Source organism: Armatimonadota bacterium, assembly GCA_039679645.1.
Classification (GTDB): domain Bacteria; phylum Armatimonadota; class UBA5829; order UBA5829; family UBA5829; genus UBA5829.
In genome coordinates this window covers 26,966-49,544 of record JBDKUO010000055.1, presented here as the reverse complement: position 1 = coordinate 49,544, position 22,579 = coordinate 26,966, and the positions used below count along the sequence as shown (strand labels likewise).

Below are 22,579 nucleotides of genomic sequence, written 5' to 3'. Positions count from 1 at the left end.
CGCTGGAAGAGGCACGGAATCGAGACAATCGCACATTTGCGCTCTGCAGTGCTTAATAAAAGAACTGGCAATATATTAGAGGCTGCCAAAATTGCAGCGTGATTCCGTAAATCTGACATGCACCCATACCTGTCCGGGTCCTTGTGATGAACTCGGCGGTGGTGCTATACTGGCGGTACTATGAAGATTCTGCTGGTAGAAGATGAGGCATCGATAAGAGAGGTTGTCAAACGAGGTCTGGAAGAGGACGGCATGTATCATGTCGATACCGCCGAAGACGGCACAACCGGTCTGGATATGGCATGGGACGAAGACTATGCTCTTATCATTCTGGACCTTATGCTGCCGGGAATTGACGGCTGGAGCATATGCGAACGGCTCAGGAACAAACGTATCAGCACACCAATTCTTATGCTTACCGCGCGAGACGCGGTTCGTGATCGTGTGCATGGACTGGAGATTGGCGCAGATGACTATCTGCCCAAGCCGTTTGATTTTGAGGAGCTGTTGGCGCGTGTTCGTGCGCTCATCAGGCGCGACAAGCTTTCCAAGGGCAGAGTCATTCGTATCGCTCATCTTGAGATGGATACAACAGCGCATAGAGTGCTCTGCGACGGTAAGGAAGTTTCTCTCACGTCACGAGAATTCTCATTGCTGGAGGCGCTTGCGTCCAACGAGGGCAGGGTGCTCAGCAGGGAGGCTATCCAGTATCGTATATGGAATAATGAGGACAGCATGTCCAACACTGTGGATGTCTATATACGCATGCTGCGCAGGAAGATAGATGCGGACCGACCCGTCAAACTCATTCATACGGTCCACGGTTTGGGCTATATGCTTAAGAGTCCGGATGTGGAGCAGTCATGAAGTTCAACTCCGTCAGATTTCAACTTACATTGTGGAATATAGGGGTGCTGGCGCTGGTCTTATTTGGATTCCTTGCCGTAATGCACTTTTCGGTGCGCTCTTATCTGCTCTCTGAGACTGACCACCGGCTCTCCGGTATGGCGCATCGGCATCTTGAGATGATGTCAAAAAAAGTGCCGAATAATCTTCCTCCTCCGCCAAAAGATGACGCCGCCTCCGAAAAGAAGCACTTTCGGCCAATGGTTCATCAGTTCGATCTCAAGGGCAGACAGGTGATCCCTTACTGGGATATGCAGGAGACAAAAGAGCCGCCGTGGGACAAAAAAGCATTTGAAAAAGCGGTGGCTGGTGAACGGATCTTTACAACAATCGCGACGGACGATACGATATTGCGGGTCCTCTCTCTTCCTGTCAAAAAGAGAGGGACCGTCACGGGAGTTGTTCAGGTTGCCGCGTCTTTTGCCGAGGTCCAGGTCATGCTCGAGAGCTTGACAATGACCCTGACGATCCTTGTGCCGGTCGCACTGCTGGTCGCAGGTATCGGGGGACTGTTCCTGACAAGCCGCGCGCTAAAACCGATCAGGCAGATGGGTGAGAAGGCCGGAGCGATAAGTGACAGTGACCTTTCTCAGCGCCTGCCGGTAATCGGCGCGGATGAGTTCGCCCATCTTGCGGCTACAATAAACGGCATGCTCGCAAGGCTCGATAAAGCTTTCAAACAGCTCAAAGACGCTTTTGATCGAGAGAGGCGCTTCACCTCAGATGCCTCTCACGAACTCCGCACTCCCCTGACAGCCATAAAGGCGAACACTTCACTGGCGCTGCTTGCCGAGAGGACGCCGGAACAGTATCGTGAGGCAATAGCCAATATAGATGCGTCGGCGGACGCTATGAGCCGTCTTGTCCAGGATCTGCTGCTGTTGGCGCGTTCGGACGCCGGGCAGTTGGCTCGGGACTTCCAGGGCGTGGACCCTCATGACCTGTTCGATAATGCTCTGGCCATTGTCCGCCGAAGCAAAAGTGATGCGAAAGTGACTGTAGATGTTGCGGATTCGATCGGTCTCATACATGGGGATATGGAACACCTCAATCGTCTTGTAATCAATCTGCTTGAAAATGCCCTGCGACACACGGCTTCGGATGGCGAGATAACCCTGCACGCACATAGGCGGGAAACAATGGTGGAACTGACTGTGACGGACACCGGGTGCGGGATTGCCCCCGAGCATCTGCCGCATTTGGGTGAGAGGTTTTATCGTGTAGATGCGGCTCGCGCGAAAAAAAGCGGCGGCGCGGGTCTGGGTCTGGCAATCTGCCGCAGTATTGTGGAGGCTCACAGCGGTTCGATTAGTATCGAAAGCTCACCGGGCAGTGGGACCTGTGTTACAGTCACTCTTCCATCGGTAAGAAATATATAGAAAAAACTTCAGCTTTTTTTTGTTTACTTGTTTAAGCTCTTGCGGGCGAGGGTATAAATATCTCGACTCGCCCAAGTCATCCTGCCGGGGGCCTCAGTGCTTAAGTGCTGAGGCCCCCGGAAATGTACGGCTTAAAGCTCCAATCTGCCGAAACGTCCTTCGGTCGGGTTCAGTTCTTCCCGGATGTTTGCGTACGCTTTGTTTACTGAGTCGAGAATGTCTGCTGCTTTTTTCTCTTCCTCTGAGCCTGACGGGAATCTCTTAGGGTCTGCGCGTGACGCCAGTTTCCTCCAGGCGGCTTCCACTTCATCGAGTGTTGAACCCGATTTAAGGCCTAAGGTCTTGTAATCTGTAGTCAGGTGCGCTTGCTGCGGAGGTATTGTTGCATGTCTGGCGGTTGTATCAGGGTCGATTGCGCTGCCGGTTTGAAGGGGCGCCTTTGCCTGGCGAAGCTCTTCCTCGGCTGCGATCCGATTGACACGGTCTTCCGCAGTAGAGATATATCCGCGCAGTATAAGCGATATTCGTCGAAATATACCCAATTCAACCCGCTCACATAATAGGAAACAATCAATAAAAAATACTAAAATTAAATCAAAAACTGAATGGTATGTTCGAGGTTATCTACGGCGCTGCTGAGCCCTACAAGCTCGACTTTCAGGTCTTCGTTAGCCGAGACCCATTCTTTGATGTCGGTGGACTTAATGCGCACTAGCCTTGCTCTGAGTCCCGCAAATGAGCACTCGATACTCTCCAGTTGACCCATAATCCGCACTCCGGCCTGTTCTATTGCGCGATAGTCGTCCAGTTCCTGTCGTTTTGCCGCAAGCGAAATTTCAATCTCGGAACGCCTTGCGGGGTCGGCTTCTGTATCGAGCTTGCTCTCCAGACTGTGAATTCGAGCCTCTATGCTGTCGGAGTCCGTTTTGTTGAGGAAACGCTGAAGCTCTCGCTTCTGTTGGGCCAGCGCAAGCGCCCGGTCCACGATATTCTCCGTCTGAACGAGTGTATCCGCAAGCCCGACGGCAGTCTCATCGATAGGTGAGTCGGCTATGTCATCTGCGATTTCATTCTGGAGCTTGACTATTGTCTTCATACGAACGCGGCTCTCAATGTCAAGCTCTTCGATCTTAAATATGCGGCTTTCGGCCTCGTGCGCGTGCCGCCTGCCGGTGTCTTCTCGGATCGCGGCTCTGATGAAGTCGCTGTCCTGGAGCTTTGAGAGAATAAAAAAGAATACACCCGCTATTGAACAACCGAATATAAACAAGCCGAGCACATCGTGCAGTGTGAGCGCAAAGAGCGCGCCCACACCCAGCAAGATGACCGAAAACGGCATCTTCAGCGCACGCTTTATTACCAGAGAAAGGTTGTGCCGCTGCGAAAAAGACATTTACTCCTGCTTTTGCCCCGGCTGCTCTTCTTGTGATTGTATTTGCTCCGGTGTTTCGGTCGGAGCCTCACCCAGCTTCGCTTCAAGCTCGGCGAGTTGACGCTCGACGTCGCTTTCGCTGCTCTGGCCGGCTTGAACGGTCTGCTGAGTCTCGACTTCGGCTGTCGGAGTCGCCATCTTTTGTTCGAGTTCCTCCAGGGCCTTTTCAGCCTGGGCATCAACGGCGTCATCCTGCAGACCGGCTATCTTCGCCTGAATGCTGGCCTGCGATAGTTCGGCACGCGCTGCGGCCTCGGACTGCGCGGTGCGTATCTTCTCGCCTGCGCGCTCCCATGCGGAGGATTCGGCCTCGAATGTCAGGCCGTTGAGGGCCTTGTCGATCTCGATCTGGATCTGAGCCTGTTTCCATTGAGCCTTCTTGGCAAGCGCCTCGGCTGTGCGCTGGCGGACTGTCTCTTCCTGCCTGCGGATCGCGATTTTGATGGCCTCGGACGCCTCGACTGCCTGATCATAGCTGGTGCGTGTGGTGACGATTGTCTCCTCGAACGTCATCTTCTCTCGAAGAACTCGCCGCGCAAGGTCGCGGTCGCCGCGTTTGACGGCCATTTCGGCCTGCGCCTCAAGCTGCGCGACGCGCTTTTCCTGCTCGTCCATAAGCGACTTGAGGTTGTTTTTCTGAGTGATTGCGGTGACGGCCCGCTGGCGGTTGGCGGCGAGATTTTCCCGCATCTCCCGCGCAGCTTCTTGAAGCAGAACCTCCGGATTTTCCAGCTCGTCCAATTTTCCCAGGAATAAGGCCTTGAGGTAGCGCCACAGTCTTCCGAACATAAGCATCCTCCCTGCGCCTCGACGCGCGTGTGTATAGAATCATTCCCACTAATTCAATGATTCGATATCAAACACAATATCCCTGCATGCTATAATACGATTAGCTTATTGGTTGGTATTATAGTAAAAGTCACGGCCAAAAAAACACAATGTCGGCCTTAGCGGCCTGAAATCTCAGTGTACGAAGGGACACTCATTGGTTATGAATGTGATTGTCCGGGAGAGAATCATGACATATAGACGTTTTGCAATTGGTCTGATGATCACTTTATGCTTATTGTTGATCAGTGTTCCGGGTTGGGCATGGTTATTTGATGGTGGGTCATATGTGGGAAGCGGTCCATCTCTGAACAACGGCTCTACGCTGTTTTGGGCTGCCGCGCCATTTGTGCTCAATTCAGACTCGTATGCTGGCGAGTTCGGCACGGCTCTCTCGCGGAGTTCGCTAAACACGAGCTTTACCGTATATTTGACGCCATCACTTGTAAATATTGCAGGTTCGGCGCTCGCGCAGTGGACTATCTCGCCGACTGGCCCGATTATGCAATACTATTATGTGCAGCCCGATAGTCCGATATTGTTGACAGGCGGCAAACCGTATTTTCTGGTCGTGATGCCGAGCAATGCCGATAGTTTTGGCGGAATATCTTATTCGAGCTATGGATATTATGGGTTTTTGTCGGGTGATCAGGGCGCGACATGGTATAAGCAGGCGATGCCTTTTGCAGTGCGAGTGGATGGGACTGTCGTCCCCGAGCCGGGAGGGTTGAGCATATTAGCGATTGGCATGGGCATGCTGTTAGCGCCTCTCCGCCGACTTGCCAATCGATAGTGACTCACAACCCACATCTCACAACCCATAACCCATAACCCATAACCCATAACTCTCTTTTAATAGACATCTCCAACGCTTGTATCGAGCACCTGGCCGAATGCTCCCGCGCCGAAGTTCTGCGTTAGCGGGAACGCTTTGATGCGCAGGTTGAGCCTGATGCCCTTATCCTCATAGAAACCGGTCTGGTTTACGAATGCAAGCGAAAGCTCCCAGCAGTGAAGATCGCGTGTGATCATGATGTTCTGGTAGTCGAAGTCCCCGCTGATGCCATTGTAGCCGGCGGTGGCCTGAATGCGTGTCTTGGGGCCGATTTTGGTGTCCAGCAGACCCTTTATGCTGGATAATTTGTGGATACCTATTGATGTGTCGTAGCGCGTGCCGAGATCGAAACGAAAACAGTCGTCGAGTGATCTGTATCTTACCTGATTGATAACTGCTCTCCATCTCCATGTGTTGAAGTTCATGCCGGTGGCTGTGTAGAAGAGCAGGTGCGGTGATGTCTGTATTGCCCATCTGAGCGTTGCGTCCTGCCAGGGCAATTTTGGCTGCTCGAAATTGTAGCCTGTGAGCAGGCTGAACTTGTTTGTGTCACCTTCTTTGAGGGTCAATGCTGCGTTAATGATGTTATAGCTGCTGATATAATCATAGCGAAACGGCGAGTATCCGCGCGGGTTCTGGTAGCGATAGGTAAGCGAGAAATCGGAATCTTGCGCCAGTTGTTTCTTGAGCTGTGTGCTGGCGTTGAGCCCGTATTGCGCCGTATTATCGCTGTAAACGTATTGTTTGAGCCCTGCGCCCGCAAGCAGGTTCCATGTGCTGCTCAAGGGATGCGGCTTTGCTGGCGTGTCCATTTGCAGAAAGGTGCGAAAAAGGCTTGTGTTTCCTACTTCGGCAAATTCTCCGAATGCAAGCTTCATCTGCGCCGGGATTCCGAATGGAAGCAGATTGCCGAAACGTGTGGAGTCTGTTGTAAGTGAAAGCTCAGGCAGTTTTTCGATGCCTCCGAATGAACTGCTGCTGACAAACGCTTCATCACTGAGGTCGGTCTGTTTGATGGCCGTCAGACCCCAATCGATTTTTTTCTCTTTCTTAGTAAACGCGAGGTTTGAAGTAAGCCGCGCTGTGTTTGAATAGCCGGAATACGCGACATAGTTGAAGAGGCTGTCAACCATAAAGCTGTCTGACAGTTTCTGAGAGTATGTCAGGTTGCCTGTGGTGCTGGATGTTTTTGTATACGTATTATTGCTCTGATATCCTACGACAAGAGAGCTTTTTGATAAGGATGTGTCGCGCAGGAATGTGGCTCTGCCGGTCAGCGTCTGGCTGTGCGGCGCGTATTGATACTCATTAGTTCTGAAGTCTGTGGTTAAGTTGAGCTTGTAGTCCCCGAGGCATTGATTGTGGTTTACTCTGCCGGTATATGTCCGGCGGCCGATATTTTGGTCATTGAGAGTGTAAAACTGCACATCGCCGTTGGTGGAGCCGGACTGATAGTTGTTGCTGAGCCCTGTGCCGGTGCCTTTCTTGGACATCAGGTCTACCAGCAAGAGTGTAGCTTCCTTTTCGCTGCCCGACAGCGGATATGAAAACTTGGCGTAATAACCTTCTTCAGCGGTTTGTCCGAACTTGGGCACAAGTTGCGGGTCTCGCATGATCCGGTTCATTGGGATCACCAGCTTAGGAAATGTGATGATCTTTTTGTTGTGTACAAACAGGGTCACTTTTCGCAGGACGAGTCTTTGGCTCGGGTAGATATCGACAGACCTGGCGACAAGCTCATAGTGCGGATCGGCCAGGTCGCATGTCGTGACTTCGCCTTTGTAAACAGCCATTGATTTGCGTCTGAGTCCCTCTATGGTCGGCGCATTGCTAAAGACAGGCGCGCAAGTGTAACCTCTTGTAAAATCGGGTGTTACGGTGGTGATGGCGTCTTGCATGCTCCATTTGCCTGTTTTGAGGTTTATGGTGATCTGCTTGCCCAGCACCTGCTGTTTGTCTATCTGAAAGACGACATTTCCGGTGAATATTGCAATGTTCGTCTTGTGGTCTACTGTGCCTGCGTCGGCTGTCACCAGCACATTCCGATAGCTTGCGCTCACATGCCCGCTTGCGACGGTGAAAACAGGGCTGCCGTCATCCAATACAGTGTTTACCTGATCACCTTTAATATTGATATAGTTGGCCGGGCCGGTGGAAAGTGGGGGTTCAGGCATAGGGATATATCCGGACGGCGCTTCGGACGGCGCGACGGGTATGGGGGCAACCTGATTTGGCGGCGTGACGGGTTTGGGCAGGGTTATGTCTGTTGATGTGGTTGTCGAGTAGACGCCGTCAGCCTGCGAATACGCGCAGACCGGCAGAAGCGCCCACACCAAAACTGCCCACCATCCCAATAATTTCATATCATCAATAAAAGTAGAGAAGCATTTAGTTATAGTTCAAAAAATAGGGGATTAAAATCCCCAATACTTGGGTCCGGGATTTAAATTCCCGGACCATCTGGACCTGTTGCTGCTGTCTCCAAATAATCAATCTGAAATACTAAATATCCAACCCCATAATCTCACACCAAATAATCAATATAAAATACTAAATCAAAAATCATTCGGTTTTCCACATGAGGTATATGCCGAGTATTGTAAAGATGATTACTTCGCTCCAACCCGCCAGGCCGGGCGGCAGGCCGCCTGTTTTGCCGAGCACGCGGCTAAACAGGATCACGTTCCAATAAAAGAAGAGCACAACGATCCCGATAAGCACTCCCATAAAGCCTCCGCCTCGCCCGAAACGAAGACTAAGCGGAGCCACACACAGCAGCAGCACGAGCGAGCTCAGAGGAATAGCGAGTTTGTAACCGTATTCAAGCTGATAGCTGTCGGATTTTTGGCCGCTTTGCTTGAGCTTGTTCATCTCACCTCTAAGCTCATTAATAGACATTGCCTCAGGGATGTTTTGTTCCTGAATGAAATAGTCTGTCACAGCGCGCCTCAGATCGAGCTTCATCCTCTTAAAATGACCGATAAGCTCCGGGTCGCCGTTATTTGCAACGCGATATATCGTGCCGTCTTTCAGGTACCAGACATGGTTTTCTTCAATCGCGGATTTCGCAGTGGTCAGGGTGGGGAATCCGTTTCCGACCGGAGGCTCGTATGCCATCAGATCGAACAGTGTGGTCTTGCCGTTTATTCGCTCGACCCTGTTCACGTAAAAATAATATTGGTCTGCCTGAAAGAAGATATTGGCCTGGATCGGTATTGGACCCGGGGCAAGATAGATGCGCTTAAGCACTTTTACGCCCTCGCGTTGGGTCCAGACGGTCACCCTTTCCTGAAAGACAAACGCGACTATGCTGGTCAGCGCTCCGACTATAAAAACAGGCAGGAATATTCGCCGCACGCTGACACCTGCCATTCGCATCATGGTGATCTCACTGTCGCGCGCCAACCTGCTCACAGCCAGCGTGCATCCGAACAGCGCACCAGCGGGAAGCGCGAGCATGACCCAGTAAGGCGTCTGCAGGAGTATATAGTAGAGCAGGTCCGGCCACTGGCTGATTCTGCTTACTATTAGATCAATGCTGTTATAGATGATGTTGCCGACAAGGAGAATGAGGACGACCGCGAACCCGGCAACAAACGGAACCATCATTTCTCTTGCGACGTATTTATCTATAGTTTTCATACTTGTGCTCAATTCGATTATAACATACTTCGAAGACCGTGTATCATCTGATCGTGGATCGTTAGAACATCTGCACGATTAAACGATCAAACGATTTGGCGTTGCATCAGGCGCGAGCATAAAGTATAATTGAGGCAATATGATACATCTACAAGGTGTCTCGGTCGAATATCCGAACGGTGTCCGAGCGCTAAAAGAAATCGATTTATCAATTAATAAGGGTGAGTTCGTCTTCGTTGTTGGTTCCACCGGCAGTGGAAAGTCGACATTTCTTCGGCTGCTCTATCGTGAAATACTGCCAAGTTATGGAAGCGTGATTGTCGATGGCGAGGATGTCACTCTTCTGAACTCATCGCAAGTTCCTTTTCTGCGTCGTAAACTGGGAATCGTGTTCCAGGACTTCAAGCTGCTTCCTCAAAAAAATCTTTGGGAGAATCTTGCCTTTGCGCTGCGTGTGATCGGCATAAATCCCAGGGACATACGACGCAGGATCGGCGATGTGCTCGACCTTGTCGGTCTTACTCACCGGTGCGATTCTTTTCCGAACCAGATGTCTGGCGGTGAGCAGCAGAGGGCGGCGATCGCCCGCGCTCTTATCAATCACCCGACTATCCTCATTGCCGACGAGCCTACCGGAAACCTCGATCCCGCGACTTCGTGGGAGATTATGCAACTGCTTGAACAGATCAACATTCGTGGAACGACAATCCTAGTAGCAACTCATGACAGTCAAATAGTGGACAAGATGAAAAAGAGAGTCATTCAACTCGAATCAGGTACGCTCGTCCGCGATGTCAATAAAGGTATGTATCAATACTGTGAACCTTAGAAACATAGAATTTGTAATTCAGGAAGCATTTACCGGCATATGGCGAAACGGCCTTATGGCTTTCGCGTCGATATCTACAATCGCCCTCTCGCTCGGTGTGCTGGGAGCATTCGTGCTGGCTGCGTTGGGCGCGAACAATTTCGCCGCTGCGCAGATCGGCAGGTTCCAGATAGCCGTGTTTATGCATGGTGATGCCGACCGTGATCTCACCAATGAGACCGCCGCGCGCATTCGCAAGATGAACGGTGTCGGCAGCGTGTTGGTTCGTGATCGCGACAAAGAATGGCGCGATTTTAAGAGCCTGCATCCCGATATCAACTCGGCAGGCTTGCCGACCAACGTTTTGCCTTATGCGATGGATGTGAAGGTCACCGATCCTGACCGGCTTCCGGTGATTGCGTCACGAATACGCTCTATGGGCGGGATCGACACCGTTCGTGAGGGACGTGAGACCTTTCAGCGGGTAATGGCGGGCGCTCAGGTTGTCAAGGCAATAAGCTTTGCAGGCGTCATTATGCTTTTGATCACAACGGCATTTATAATCAGTAACGCTATCAGGCTTACTCTTTATGCACGCCGCCGCGAGATACGGATAATGCAGCTTGTCGGCGCTACAAACGAGTTCATAAGGCTGCCTTTAGTTATCGAAGGCATCGTCTTTGGAATCGCCGGAGCGCTTGTGGCATGGTGCCTGCTCAGGATCGGCTCGACATATATGGCATATGCCGCCGAGAAGGTGACTCCGCTGCTCGGTAAGGTATCCAGCGGACTTGGACCCGGGGCTCAGGTATTGTCCCTGGTGATGCTCGGCGCTGTGATAGGCGCTGCGGGAAGCTTCGTATCCATCAGGCGGTTTTTGAGAGACTGACTGGAAGTCAAAAAGTCAAAAAGTTAGAAAGTCAAAAAGTTAGACAGTTTACCTGTCGTGACCGGTCATTCCGAACGAACGTGAGGAATCTGCTTTTCTTTTTGGGCTGAATATCCGAACGAGAGTGTTCTTAGTTTGGGCAGATTTGAAATCTGCGCCGAAAAGGGCAAAATGGCATCTCTGATGCCACCACATAGTGCTTAGCGGGATTACAGATCGCAGACGATCAGTTCACATAAAGGTAGTCATGCCGAACAAGCTCGCAAAAAAAACAAGGTTTGCAATATTATCGTTGATCTTTTTACTGGCGCTTGGTCTGTGCATGCCGACGTTCGGCGCCAAGAAGAAAACGTCTGTTCTGAAATCGAACCTGCGCAATGTGCAGAGCAAAATCCGTTATTACAGAAAAGAGATCAAAAAGAAAGAACACCAGAAGCGGTTTGTGATGAGTCAGCTTTACTCCACCCAGCGAGATTTAGAAAGCACACAAACAAGCCTGACAAACAACAAGATAAAACTGATGGATGCGCAGACCGACCTCGATGAGACCGAGGCAAGGCTAAAGAGGACTCAGAAACAGCTCGACAGACGCGAGATGCTGCTCCAGAGCAGGGTAGTCGATATCTATGAAGGCGAGGGCCTGGACTATGTCAATGTCGTGCTCGGCGCGGCGAATATGTGGTCATTCCTGACTCGGACATACTACCTCCAGCGAATACTCGATTCCGACGCGACACTCATCAGGCAGATAAAAGCGGACAAGGCGACAATTGAAAAGGATAAGTCTCGCCAGGCGCGCAGAGTCAGGCAGATCGGTTCACTTCAGAATAGGCTTGAGTTGCAGCGCAACAAGATAGGCGCACTCGCCGACAGCCAGCAGCAGATGGTTGATGACCTCGAACATAACACTGATCTATTGAGAAAAGCTGAGGATGAGCTCGAAGCAAAATCCCAGGAAATTGAAGACCAGATCAGGCAGTATCAAATGACTCCAAAAGGCCGTGCGCGTTATGCCCGTGCGTTCAAAGGCGGCCTTTCGATGCCATGCGGCGGCCGTATCACATGCCCATTCGGCTATCGCGTTCATCCGATTACGGGAGTCTACAAACTGCATACAGGCGTAGATATTGGTGTTCGTTCAGGCACGGCTGTGCATGCCGCTGCTGCCGGTGAAGTTATTCTTGCCGGATGGATGGGCGCATATGGCAATGCTGTTGTAATAGACCACGGCGGCGGTGTTTCCACGCTTTACGGCCACAATTCAAGACTCCTCGTAAAAAGAGGGCAGCAGGTGTCAAGAGGCCAGGTCATAGCAAGATCAGGCAGCACGGGCTACTCCACAGGTCCTCACGTCCACTTCGAGAAACGTATCAACGGCAAACCAGTCAATCCACTATAGATTTTATATTTTATATTTAATATTTAGTATTTGCCGGAATCGGTCGCCAGATTTCAATATTGATTTCTCTTCCTTGGGGTATATTTATTGTGTGATACGTATGCTAAGGGGGCACGAGATGAAATCAATAGGTTTGCTCTCGTGGGTGCTGGCGTTGACGATCCTGGGGTCTGCGTGTGTATGCGCAGCCGGTCAAAAAGCCGCACTTGTAGATTTGGACCTCAAAAACGTGACCGTGGAACAGGGCATATCAGCCTTGTTTGCGGGAACGGGTTACAAATATATGGTCGAGCCCGGAGTTTCGGGCAAAGTCATAGAACTAAAACTCAAGGGTATAACATTTGAGCAGGCACTGACTCTGTTTACAAATGCGGCAGGGCTGACATACACAATCAGCGACGGTATGTATATTTTCAGTCCTGTGGCGAATCCCGGCCAGGCAACCAGAACGATTATCCAGCAAGGGACCGCCAAATATGCGCAGAAGCCTGTTCCGAGCGCATCAGTTAAGTATCCTCAAGCTCAAGTCTCAGAGCCTGCAAGCCCTCAGACGGCTCCCCAGGCCGCTATGCCGTCACAGCAGGTCATTGTCAATCAGCAGGCTCCTGTTATTTATAGTCAGCCGGGGTATAATCCGGGCTATTCCGGCTATCCGCCAACCTACGGCGCCGGGAATTTCGGCTTCGGGGGATACTGGCCTCTGGTGGCTTTTGGAGGATTTCCTTATGTAACAAGGTTCGGCCTTGGCCCTGTGCCGCCTCCGGGCTGGGTCAGTCCGGATTCACTCAGGTTTCTACGCAATCTGAATGCAATTCTGCCAGGGGTGCATATATACGGCCCAGGATATTGATGTAGCGTTCAAGCAGCTCTCACAATAAATTCGCGAGAGCTGCTTATATTATGGCTGACGGCTGAGTTTGTTGTCTAATGCATAAATAATGACGACAAACTAGCGCCATGCTCTTTACATCGCTGTGTCGGCGTGATACAATACAAATACATAAGGCATTTACCGGCCACTCAGGAGTACGGAAGTTGAAGGTAGTCGAGATTCTCTTCTATGATAGCAATCACGTCAAGCTGGTAGTGGAGATGCCTGACCCCAATTGCTATACCACCAAACATGCGCCTCATATTCCCAGGCTGCTTTTTAAGCTCTTTCCTCATCTGTCGCGCCATCGATGTGACAATGAAAACGGTTATTCTTTCCGTAGAGAGTGTCAATCAACTGAGATCCCGCATTTGTTTGAACATTTGATTATTGAGCTTCAGGGCCAGGTGCTTCGTCACAGCACATTGAAAGGCGAAACCCAGTGGAATTGGCGAGTCGACCCCAAAGGAAGGTTCCACGTGTATGTCGAGTATGAAAACGAGATACTTGTGCTGGGAGCCATCAGGGTCGCCGAGAAAATCATCCAGGCACTGGACCGCCGAGATGTCGATTCGATCAATGTCTCAGAAGAGATCGAAAAGCTAACAGAGCTTGCCAGAGTCGGTGACCAGCTTAAAGAAAATCCTGCTGATGCGCTCATGGAAAGACGGCATCCTACGGCAGCGGGCTGAGCTTGCTATGCCCACAGTTCGTGCTTTGTTTCGTCGTGGCGTATTGGTACAATAACCGCTTTTTCCCGACATGGACGAATGCATGTCCAAACGAGTGGCGTATCGTTGTGTCAATGGCTGCTATGCGCGCGGCGATAAGCGGACTAACATTATTCGTATTTGTTGCAGCTTTTAGCGCTGTCGCGCCTCGCTCGAAGTAGTGTTTTTCGCCTGTTGCGCGTGCATAGCGCATAGCGCACTCAGCAAACTCGGCAGTAAGCTCGATATCGGCTGATATGTTCATATTGCCCTTCGCGCACAGCCCGAATGGAATTGATCCATTTTCGCCCCACACGGATTGAAACAGGCAGAGTTGGTCAAAAATATCGATCCCCTGCATGATATGCTTGCGGTCCTTAGTCGATTTATACATCTCAACGCAGGCCATTGCATTCCAGAGCATCGACCATCCGCTTTGAGGAAGCGAACCTGTGTGCGGGTCTCTAACCGATTTGGTAAGACGGTTTTGTGTGTCGATAAGTGTGTAATCCTGATGCGGATTGTTCTTAGTTACAAGCTTGATTGCTTTCTGTGCCGCCTGAATATATTGACTGTCACCTGTAATCATTCCCATCCGTGCAAGAAACAGCGCAGAGATTGCTGTCTGGGAGCTGTCCAATGGAGCCGGCAATGGATCGGCATATTTGTCGAAGAATGATGGTATTGACCCGTCTCTTTGTATAGCATTGACCAGGAATTGGGCATATTCTCTGCAATAATTGACTATGCGCGGGTCCTGATAGATATCCGTATACCACCTGAGCAGCCAGATGCACTGCCGCGAGCACTCTACACTGTGATAATACGCTCCATCGATTGCGACATTGCAGCCAGACCACACTCTATCGAACTTTGTTGGGAAAAGTCCTGCATACTTGGGCGCTGCAAGCAGAGCATTTATTACCGCATGCGCTCCTTTTTTTAGTGCGGCATCGCCTTTGAAGTAGACTCCATACGCCGCCCATGCATCCGGCTCAAGCAGCGCGAGTCTCAGTTTTTCGGCATCATCTTTATATATGTCTGTCAATGCTGCCGGATCGATACTGGACTTTCCATTTTCCACTTTCAGCTTTCCACTGTAACGCTCCCACAGGACCTTTGATACCTGCTTGTGTATAGATTTCCTCTTACAGTTCGCATCCAGCAGCAGCTCATAGCTATATCTGAGATATGGCGTGTCCAACCGTTTTGCCATGGTCATATCATGTACAAATTTACCGCAGGACTCTTCGTAGCCGCAGAACCCGTACGAGATAAGGGGAGATGAGAGCAGTCCATTAACGTTATCCAGATCAAGAGCGGTCTGCATCTGCCCATTTGTGTTGTGCAGATCGGGTATCAGCGCCGCTGCCATATGCTCGTGCTGAACAATTACTGCAGGAGCATGAAAAGCCCGGTCGCCGATGACATTGTCGTCTCCCGGCCTTAGAACAGGAGCCCATGTATAGTCGATATTGCTGCCGTGAGTGACGGCCCATCTGGCCGGGATAAATGCATATGAACTCATCAAATACTCGACAAGCGGCGCGCTCACGCCGGTCTCGATTTTATCCTCAACCGTGATATGCACGCTGCTTTCATCTTCGCGCAGTTCTATATGGCACTTCAGATTGTGGCCCATAGCAGAGCCTGTGAGGAGTATGACCACACTCTTTACGGTATGTGATACTATTTCAGCCGTTGAGTAGACCATTCTCAGAGAGTCGCGACTGATGGCGAACAGGTGTGGGCGGCTGCCGGATATCATAGGTGATGCACATGTCCGATATTCGCTGGATGGGATCAGGTTCTTGTGCAGTGAGGATAGAATGAGCTGAAACTTGCCGTCTTTGTCGAGGGCGTGAAACTCCTGCGCATAACCGCCATCTTGAAAAACGAGCCGAACCATTACACTTTGATTTGTGATATCTATACGTGAGTTTGCTATAATTACTATCAGTTTACCGTGTGTTGTCTCCATAGAACCAGCCCTGAATAGGATTACTATATTACTTACCACATAATAGCAGGGCTGTCTATGTAATAGGTGATATCAAGTGGTTAAATTGTTGACATATAATAACAAGCGCCCTTATAGTGTGTGATTTTGGTGAGGCAGCACCACGGGTGTTACAAGGCTTCAATGTCAATTGTATATAATCCATTCTTGAGCTGGAATGATTATATAAATAGCTACTCTATCCGGCGCAGGATAGAAAATATGGGGAGAGTTGTATGTGGGGGAGAATTTCAATTTTTTTGCGATTGTGCGCATTCGTCCTGGGGATTGTATTCATAGCCGGTCCCTGCTTTTGCGAAGAAGATCAGTACGATTTTGTTGAGTCGCCGGTACCGCTTGGTTATCCCGATGAGCAGATAATATGCCCGACCAAGGGCACTATTACCTATAATCTTAAGATCAACGGCCAAAGTGTCAAACAAACAAGTGATGGGTCCATTACTGCAAATGTAAACGTGCAAGCCGGCACAGCTTTTACTGGCTCAAAGACGTCAGTCAAAAGAAAAGCCTCGTTCAGCGGTAATGTAGTGTATATTGGAGTATCCAACGGCAAACGCGCTACCATATCTTTACCAATCAGCACAAATGATTCCGTCGATATGCCCATCAGTGAGGGCGATATAGCGGGTATAGTGGGACGTGTAGCCGTCAGTAAAAAGCTGAGTCTTGCTTGCTTTGCGCTGAACGAAGCATATTGGCAAATAACCGATTCCGATGTAACTGAAACAGATACCGGCCCAAGTGGCAGCGTTACATCTGAGACAGGATTCAGTTTATCTGTGCGTATACCATTTCATGCTGAGAGCTCTGGAACTGCTTTCTCTAAGTTCGCCAACAACGCTGAATCGAGTGGAAAGAGCAGTGAATCAGGTTCGCCTCTCATGGTTGAGGGCGGTATTTTCGAAGTAAACTGGCGCGATGGGGGGAGCAAAGGCTCAATGACAATCCCTGTGGTTGCCCTGGCAGGTGGAAACTCACTGATAGTGACCACAAAAAAAGCGATGCAGGCTCAATGGGGTGATGGCTTAACAGAAGAACAAATGCTGATTCCGGGAACCCTTACTGTGAATTGGTCTGTCGGCAATGTGCCTGTGGAGCCGGATATGATAATTTCACCGGTTCAGCCTGAGCTCTATCAGAAGTGGGTCCCCGTGCCGCGTATGAAAGACAATCCGAACCATATTTACGGTATGCCGATGCCTCTGGGCATTAAGGCTGAACTCAAACCAAAAGAAAAAGGTAAGCCTGCGCCAAAGGGCAGGATAGACTTTTATCTGACGGATGTCAGTGAAAACAAAGGACGCTGCTGTAACTATCCCGCAGATGTAAGCAAGAAAACAGACCTCTGTTTTGCCGACGAACAGGCGGACAATATTGTTATCGATCCGCAAGATCCCAAACATGCCTATACTAGTGATCGTGTCTCGCTGGCAGTTGTGATAGTAGAGAGCACGGACTGCGGCGCTTATGGGCGTGTAAAAGCGGTATGCGATGAGCTTAATGAGACTGCGAAGGACGAATCTAACGGGCGCGAATTTCTGTCTGTCCCGCGCGATGAAGACGATAATCATGTTGCAGATGCCTGGCAGGAAGAGCAGGGATTTAGTGGCCACAGCGAGGACTGGGATGAAGAGAAAGTTGCAGGACAGGAGAAAAAGGGCGATGGCCTTTCACTCTACCGGGAGTATCGTGGTTTCGTAGTCCTTGACGGCTCCACTTTAACATACAAGCGCTTGTCTCCCAAAGAGAAAGAGCTCTTTGTTATCGATGAGAGCAATAAATTCAATACTCAACTCTGGAAACAAGCCTCCGGTATTACTGCATATAGGCTGAATAATCAGCTTGTGTTCAATCGAGGCGGGCTTACACTGGATCGTATCGTCGATTGGAAGATGGGCGAGCCGAGCGGCTATCATAAATATGCTGTCCGGCTGGTTGTTCCTTCAGGAATGGAGGACCCTGATGGGATCAGGCCGAACCACAATATTTACGGCTATTGCAACAACTGTGACAGCCCTGAGGGCGCTGATTACACCAAGGTCTTCCCGGCGCGGTTGCGAGCATATATCGAGCATATTTATGGGTTTCTAAATAATGCGCTGAACTGGCCGGGCTCAGATGAGGCAAAGCAATTACAGGCATCGGGCCTTCCCCGCTGGCTGGCCCAGAGGGCGCTCGAAAAGATGAGTGAAGGGACTCGTGAACAGTTAGTGCAGCAGATGGTGACTTTGTGTGCCATACATGAAGTCGGCCATGCGTGCGGTCTGCCCGGCCACGAAGTTACGGATGCTGACGGCAACAGTAGCGAGAGTTCTGAGGGCAGCCGTACGTGCCCCATGCGCTACCCAGATGAAGCAGATGAATCGAATCTTGGCATACTACAGGTGCTTTTCAAAAGCGATGCAGCACTGCCTTTGCAATACAACAGCTTCTGTAAAGATGGGCAATATAACTGCTACAGCAAGCTCAATGTAAAGGACTGACCAAGATTAATAGTTAATGCTTATCAGTTGATTGTAAACACCATGTGGCGATTGAAAAAATCGCCACTTTTTTTGTTTTTTGTCAATACCAACCGGGCATTTAGCCGGGGAAATTTGCCACATAAAAATGTTGTTGCGTCTCATTGACATGGTATATGTTGTGTGATACTATTCTGGAGTCCACTAGATATAGTGGCAGAGGGCTTATCATGAAATGTCCATTTTGTGGCAATCAGGACGATAAAGTTCTAGATTCGCGCACCGCAAAGGGCGGCGAAGCTATCAGGCGTCGTCGGGAGTGTGTCGGCTGTGGCAGGCGTTACACTACTTTCGAGCAGATTGAAGAGCTGCGCGTGATGGTAGTAAAGCGGGACAAGCGCCGCGAGCCTTTCGATCGAAATAAGATACTAAAAGGCATGATCGTAGCGTGTGAAAAGCGTCCGGTTGGAATGGACACGTTGGAATCTATTGCCGATGACATCGAGCGTGAAGTGTATGATTCCGGGGTCAGAGAGATCGAATCGGAGCAGGTCGGTGAGATGGTAGTCGAGGCTCTGCGAAAAGTGGACCAGGTCGCATATGTAAGGTTTGCATCGGTCTACAGGCAGTTTCAGGATGCAGGGCAGTTCAGAGATATAGTGGAAGTCTTGGGCGGCAGTGGGCGGCGCTCTTCCAAAAGGTCTTCGCGCTAGTCTCAATAAGAAAATGTGTTCGGGCGCGATATCTGATCGCGACCGCATAGAAATCCCGCGATTTATGATTGCGAGGTTCCTTTGCGTGTTGGATCATATATCCAACATTATCAAAAGCGCAGCACTTATGTTTTTTCCTCTTACATCAACTTCTATACAGGGGTGGGCTAATGCTTACTAAAAATGCAATAACCGTTTTAGAAAAACGATATCTACGAAAAGACGAGAAAGGCGAACTGATCGAGGACGTCGATGGGATGTTCAAGCGTGTTTCGCGTGCAATTGCCGAGGCAGAGATCGCTTACGGTAAGTCCGAGAAGCACATCGAAGGGCTCGCGGGCGAATATTATGAACTCATAAGTAATCTTCATTTCCTTCCAAACAGCCCGACTCTTATGAACGCGGGTCGTGACCTCGGCCAGCTCTCTGCGTGTTTTGTGCTGCCTATCGAGGACTCTATGGAGAGTATCTTCGAGACGGTAAAGAACACTGCGCTCATCCATAAAAGCGGCGGCGGGACAGGTTTTTCCTTCTCGCGATTGAGACCGGCACACGACTGCGTCAAATCGACCAACGGCGTCTCAAGCGGTCCGATCTCGTTTATGGAGGTCTTCAACTCGGCCACCGAGGCGATCAAGCAGGGTGGGACCCGCCGCGGCGCAAACATGGGCTGCCTGCGTGTGGATCACCCGGATATAATCGACTTTATAACCTGTAAGAAAGACACCACCAAGCTCACCAACTTCAATATAAGCGTGCTGCTCACCGAGAAGTTCATGCAGGCTGCTATTAAGGGCAAGGACTATGATCTGATCAATCCTCGCGACGGCAAGCCCTGCAAGAAGCTCAATGCGGGCAAGGTCTTCGATCTGATCGTAAACCTGGCGTGGACAAACGGCGAGCCGGGCATCATCTTTATAGACCGCATCAATCGGGACAACCCGACCCCGCATGTCGGCCAGATCGAGAGCACCAATCCATGCGGTGAGCAACCTCTGCTGCCGTATGAGTCGTGTAACCTGGGCTCAATCAACCTTGCGCTGATGGTGAAAGAGGTCGATGGCCACTATGAAGTTGACTACGACAAGCTCCGCCATGCAGTCCAGCTTGCGGTGCGCTTCCTGGACGATGTGATCGACGTGAACCGTTATCCTCTCGAAGAGATCGCTAACATGACTCGGGCCAATCGCAAGATCGGGATGGGGGTTATGGGCTTTGCCGATATGCTGCTGCAGTTGGGTATTCCTTACGATTCAGAAGAGGGTATATCCATCGCTGAGCAGGTGATGAGTTTTATCAACAACGAGGGCCGCAAAGTCTCCTGCGAGCTAGCCAAGGAGCGGGGTGTCTTCCCCAACTTCAAGGGCAGTATCTATGACCGCAAGGACGACGGCATGGAGGTGCGCAATGCCACCGTCACGACTATAGCTCCGACTGGCACTCTCAGCATCATTGCTGCGTGCTCCAGCGGAGTCGAGCCGCTCTTTGCCATCAGCTATGTGAAGCGTGTTATGGACGGCACTGAGCTTGTGGAGGTGAACCCTTACTTCGAGCGAGTTGCGCGGGAGCGCGGGTTCTACAGTGAGGAGTTGATGCGTAATATCGCCGAGCGGGGCAGCGTTCGCGGAATGGACGAAGTCCCTGAGGATGTCCAGAGGGTCTTCGGCACAGCTCTGGATATTGCTCCGGCCTGGCATATCCGTATGCAGGCAGCCTTCCAGAGGTTTACGGACAATGCAGTCTCCAAGACAGTCAATTTCCCTGAGGATGCTACCCCGGATGATGTACGTGAGGTCTATCTGCTCGCATATAAAGAGGGATGCAAGGGATGCACGATCTATCGCTACGGAAGTCGAGACGCTCAGGTCCTCAATGTTTCAGGCATGGACAAGAAAACTGTCGATGCGGCGGGTAAGATTGTACGCGGTCCGAGGGCCAGGCCGAACCGCACGCACGGCTCCACCGAGCGTATGAACACCGGCTGTGGGAATCTATACGTCACCATAAACGAGGACGACGAGGGTCTGTGTGAGGTCTTCACTTCTATGGGTAAAGCAGGCGGTTGCGCGTCGAGCCAGCTCGAAGCCATAGGCAGGTTGATATCGCTTGCATTGCGAGCCGGTGTGGATGCTCAGTCTATTCAGAAACATCTGCGCGGGATCAGGTGCCCGACCCCCGCATGGGGCAACGGCGGATCTGTCCTTTCGTGCGCCGACGCTATAGGGATCGCTATCGAGCATTACCTGGCTGAGCGCCAGACCGGCGTTGCGACTGACGAGATATCCAAGCACGTAGACAGACTCGATAACCTGGTGGGCGCATGCCCGGATTGCGGAAGCGCAGTCGAGCATGAGTCCGGCTGTGTAGTCTGCAGGTTCTGCGGATTCAGCAAGTGCGGATAGGTGGTGGCTAAATGGGAGAGGATGCAGATGTTACCCTAGAAGAAAAAAGTGCTAAAAACAATAATGAGATTAAGAGTGACACGGGAAGTGGTTCTAATATTTCACATGCTGTGTTTGGCATAGTATGGTGGTTAGTTTGTATAACCGCCATACACCCTCCGCAGTGTGCGTTTACTTCATTAATTGTGAATGCAATTGATACAGTAGGCGGTAAAGCAGTTGTAATCGGTGCACTTTTACTTCTGCTCATTCTAGTAAACCGTGTTGTTACAGCTGTTTATGTGGTGTTTTTCCCACTAATCGTTGTGGTTAGTATTGTTTGGTGGCTTATAAAAAGACACGTGAAAGTAACCATATTTTTTGGAAAAAACATCGGTCGGTTTTCGCGGGGTGTTTTTCATTCCTTTAGGAGAACCCGCGATCGTATTATTGCTGCTAGCTTATTTATTGTTGCAGTGGTTTGGGCAGGTAATGCACATGATTGTGCACAACTTAGAATATGTGTAGTGCTTATATGTATCGGATTTGCATATTTAATCTCGAGTTTTGCGGACTGGTGTGGCAATCCATATGCTTTTCCACAGATGCTAATAGAAATGGCCTGTAAGTTTATTCGGTCTATTCTGACACAGGCTAGTAATGAGCAGAGCAAGAAAAAATCAGAGCAAGAGGTGCATGCACTGTCCCTAAAAACACTTTATGGGTGGGTACAATGGCTGCAATCTACTGTTGGTAGACTCGGCTTGCTGCCATTTCAGGGATTCTACTTTGCATTCACTTTCATGCTTTGTTTCACACTTCTGTGTGTGGGTTTTGCCTCAATATACTATGCATTGTGGCGCTTGAACAATTCCGCATTTTTTATTAATGGCACAGGTTAATGGCTGCGATTTCTGTTTTGGAGTTTGGCTAATGGAGCAACAAATAATCAACCTGATATCGTCGCTAGGACAGACATGGTGCGTGTTTTCATAGCAGCGCAGAATCTAGAATTGGTATGGCTTGTTGTAGTGCAAGTTATGAATATGTCACTTGTTGCGGCTCCTAGGGCAGTAGCTGTAGCAACCGATATGAGTGCAAAGCTACTTACTCTTGAAAATGACATCGCAAGAAAAATCGAGCAAGAAACTGGTGTACCACCTTCTGAAGCTCCAATAACCCTGGATGCTGGGATTGATTGAATGAATTGTCAGGTTTTCAATCCCTCCAGGTGTCTTACCTGGAGGGTAGGGTAAAGTGTTAAGTTTGCAGGAAGCACTGCAAGAACAGGGACGTTAGGATTG

At 50.3% G+C, this 22,579-nt stretch carries 19 protein-coding genes; 13 read left to right on the top strand and 6 right to left on the bottom strand.

Annotated features, from left to right (window positions below; all coding sequences use genetic code 11):
- The first annotated feature begins 180 nt into the window (after positions 1-180).
- Complete coding sequence (locus tag ABFD83_11415; protein ID MEN6357678.1) at positions 181-867, top strand: response regulator transcription factor; 687 nt, start codon at positions 181-183, stop codon at positions 865-867.
- Positions 864-2,285 (top strand): ATP-binding protein, encoded by a 1,422-nt coding sequence (locus tag ABFD83_11410; GenBank protein ID MEN6357677.1) that lies wholly within the window; start codon positions 864-866, stop codon positions 2,283-2,285. Before ABFD83_11415 ends, ABFD83_11410 begins: the two co-directional genes overlap by 4 nt.
- A gap of 131 nt (positions 2,286-2,416) precedes the next feature.
- Here the strand turns inward: ABFD83_11410 and ABFD83_11405 are convergent, their stop codons facing one another.
- Genes ABFD83_11405 through ABFD83_11395 form a run of 3 tightly spaced genes read right to left on the bottom strand, consistent with a single transcriptional unit; the run spans position 2,417 to position 4,506 of the window.
- Positions 2,417-2,827: a hypothetical protein gene (locus ABFD83_11405; GenBank protein ID MEN6357676.1), complete on the bottom strand. Its 411-nt coding sequence runs from the start codon at positions 2,825-2,827 to the stop codon at positions 2,417-2,419.
- A gap of 47 nt (positions 2,828-2,874) precedes the next feature.
- Positions 2,875-3,678 carry a hypothetical protein gene (locus ABFD83_11400; protein ID MEN6357675.1) on the bottom strand — a complete coding sequence of 268 codons (804 nt, stop codon included), beginning with the start codon at positions 3,676-3,678 and terminating at the stop codon, positions 2,875-2,877.
- On the bottom strand, positions 3,679-4,506 hold the full coding sequence (locus ABFD83_11395; GenBank protein MEN6357674.1) for a PspA/IM30 family protein: 828 nt from the start codon (positions 4,504-4,506) through the stop codon (positions 3,679-3,681).
- A gap of 229 nt (positions 4,507-4,735) precedes the next feature.
- Between ABFD83_11395 and ABFD83_11390 the strand changes: the two genes are divergently transcribed.
- On the top strand, positions 4,736-5,338 hold the full coding sequence (locus tag ABFD83_11390) for a hypothetical protein (GenBank protein ID MEN6357673.1): 603 nt from the start codon (positions 4,736-4,738) through the stop codon (positions 5,336-5,338).
- Positions 5,339-5,397: 59 nt separating this feature from the next.
- On the opposite strand, the gene ABFD83_11385 is transcribed toward ABFD83_11390, so the two are convergent.
- The gene (locus tag ABFD83_11385; GenBank protein ID MEN6357672.1) at positions 5,398-7,743 is read right to left on the bottom strand and encodes a hypothetical protein; all 2,346 of its coding nucleotides are present in this window, start codon (positions 7,741-7,743) and stop codon (positions 5,398-5,400) included.
- Positions 7,744-7,942: 199 nt separating this feature from the next.
- Entirely contained in the window at positions 7,943-9,022 is a 1,080-nt protein-coding gene (locus ABFD83_11380) for an LptF/LptG family permease (protein ID MEN6357671.1), read from the bottom strand.
- Between the two features lie 139 nt (positions 9,023-9,161).
- On the opposite strand from ABFD83_11380, the gene ftsE reads away from it, so the two are divergent.
- The 5 genes from ftsE (at position 9,162) to ABFD83_11355 (ending at position 13,681) form a co-directional block, all read left to right on the top strand.
- On the top strand, positions 9,162-9,851 hold the full coding sequence (gene ftsE / locus ABFD83_11375; protein ID MEN6357670.1) for a cell division ATP-binding protein FtsE: 690 nt from the start codon (positions 9,162-9,164) through the stop codon (positions 9,849-9,851).
- Complete coding sequence (ftsX, locus tag ABFD83_11370; protein ID MEN6357669.1) at positions 9,841-10,719, top strand: permease-like cell division protein FtsX; 879 nt, start codon at positions 9,841-9,843, stop codon at positions 10,717-10,719. Before ftsE ends, ftsX begins: the two co-directional genes overlap by 11 nt.
- A 247-nt stretch (positions 10,720-10,966) precedes the next feature.
- Complete coding sequence (locus tag ABFD83_11365; protein ID MEN6357668.1) at positions 10,967-12,118, top strand: peptidoglycan DD-metalloendopeptidase family protein; 1,152 nt, start codon at positions 10,967-10,969, stop codon at positions 12,116-12,118.
- A 118-nt stretch (positions 12,119-12,236) separates the two neighbouring features.
- Positions 12,237-12,968: an STN domain-containing protein gene (locus ABFD83_11360; GenBank protein MEN6357667.1), complete on the top strand. Its 732-nt coding sequence runs from the start codon at positions 12,237-12,239 to the stop codon at positions 12,966-12,968.
- 185 nt (positions 12,969-13,153) lie between these two features.
- Positions 13,154-13,681, top strand: coding sequence for a hypothetical protein (locus ABFD83_11355; protein MEN6357666.1), 528 nt, complete (start codon positions 13,154-13,156; stop codon positions 13,679-13,681).
- Here ABFD83_11355 and ABFD83_11350 read toward each other — a convergent pair.
- Positions 13,665-15,680, bottom strand: coding sequence for a hypothetical protein (locus ABFD83_11350; GenBank protein MEN6357665.1), 2,016 nt, complete (start codon positions 15,678-15,680; stop codon positions 13,665-13,667). The two genes, ABFD83_11355 and ABFD83_11350, sit on opposite strands and share 17 nt — an antisense overlap.
- Positions 15,681-15,958: 278 nt before the next feature.
- Between ABFD83_11350 and ABFD83_11345 the strand changes: the two genes are divergently transcribed.
- The 5 genes from ABFD83_11345 (at position 15,959) to ABFD83_11325 (ending at position 22,477) form a co-directional block, all read left to right on the top strand.
- The gene (locus tag ABFD83_11345; GenBank protein MEN6357664.1) at positions 15,959-18,202 is read left to right on the top strand and encodes a hypothetical protein; all 2,244 of its coding nucleotides are present in this window, start codon (positions 15,959-15,961) and stop codon (positions 18,200-18,202) included.
- 209 nt (positions 18,203-18,411) lie between these two features.
- A complete protein-coding gene (gene nrdR, locus ABFD83_11340) occupies positions 18,412-18,894 on the top strand; it encodes a transcriptional regulator NrdR (GenBank protein MEN6357663.1) in 483 nt (160 codons plus the stop codon).
- Positions 18,895-19,064: 170 nt separating this feature from the next.
- Positions 19,065-21,296 (top strand): vitamin B12-dependent ribonucleotide reductase, encoded by a 2,232-nt coding sequence (locus ABFD83_11335; GenBank protein MEN6357662.1) that lies wholly within the window; start codon positions 19,065-19,067, stop codon positions 21,294-21,296.
- Between the two features lie 11 nt (positions 21,297-21,307).
- The gene (locus ABFD83_11330) at positions 21,308-22,177 is read left to right on the top strand and encodes a hypothetical protein (protein MEN6357661.1); all 870 of its coding nucleotides are present in this window, start codon (positions 21,308-21,310) and stop codon (positions 22,175-22,177) included.
- 24 nt (positions 22,178-22,201) lie between these two features.
- Entirely contained in the window at positions 22,202-22,477 is a 276-nt protein-coding gene (locus ABFD83_11325) for a hypothetical protein (protein ID MEN6357660.1), read from the top strand.
- Positions 22,478-22,579: the final 102 nt, after the last annotated feature.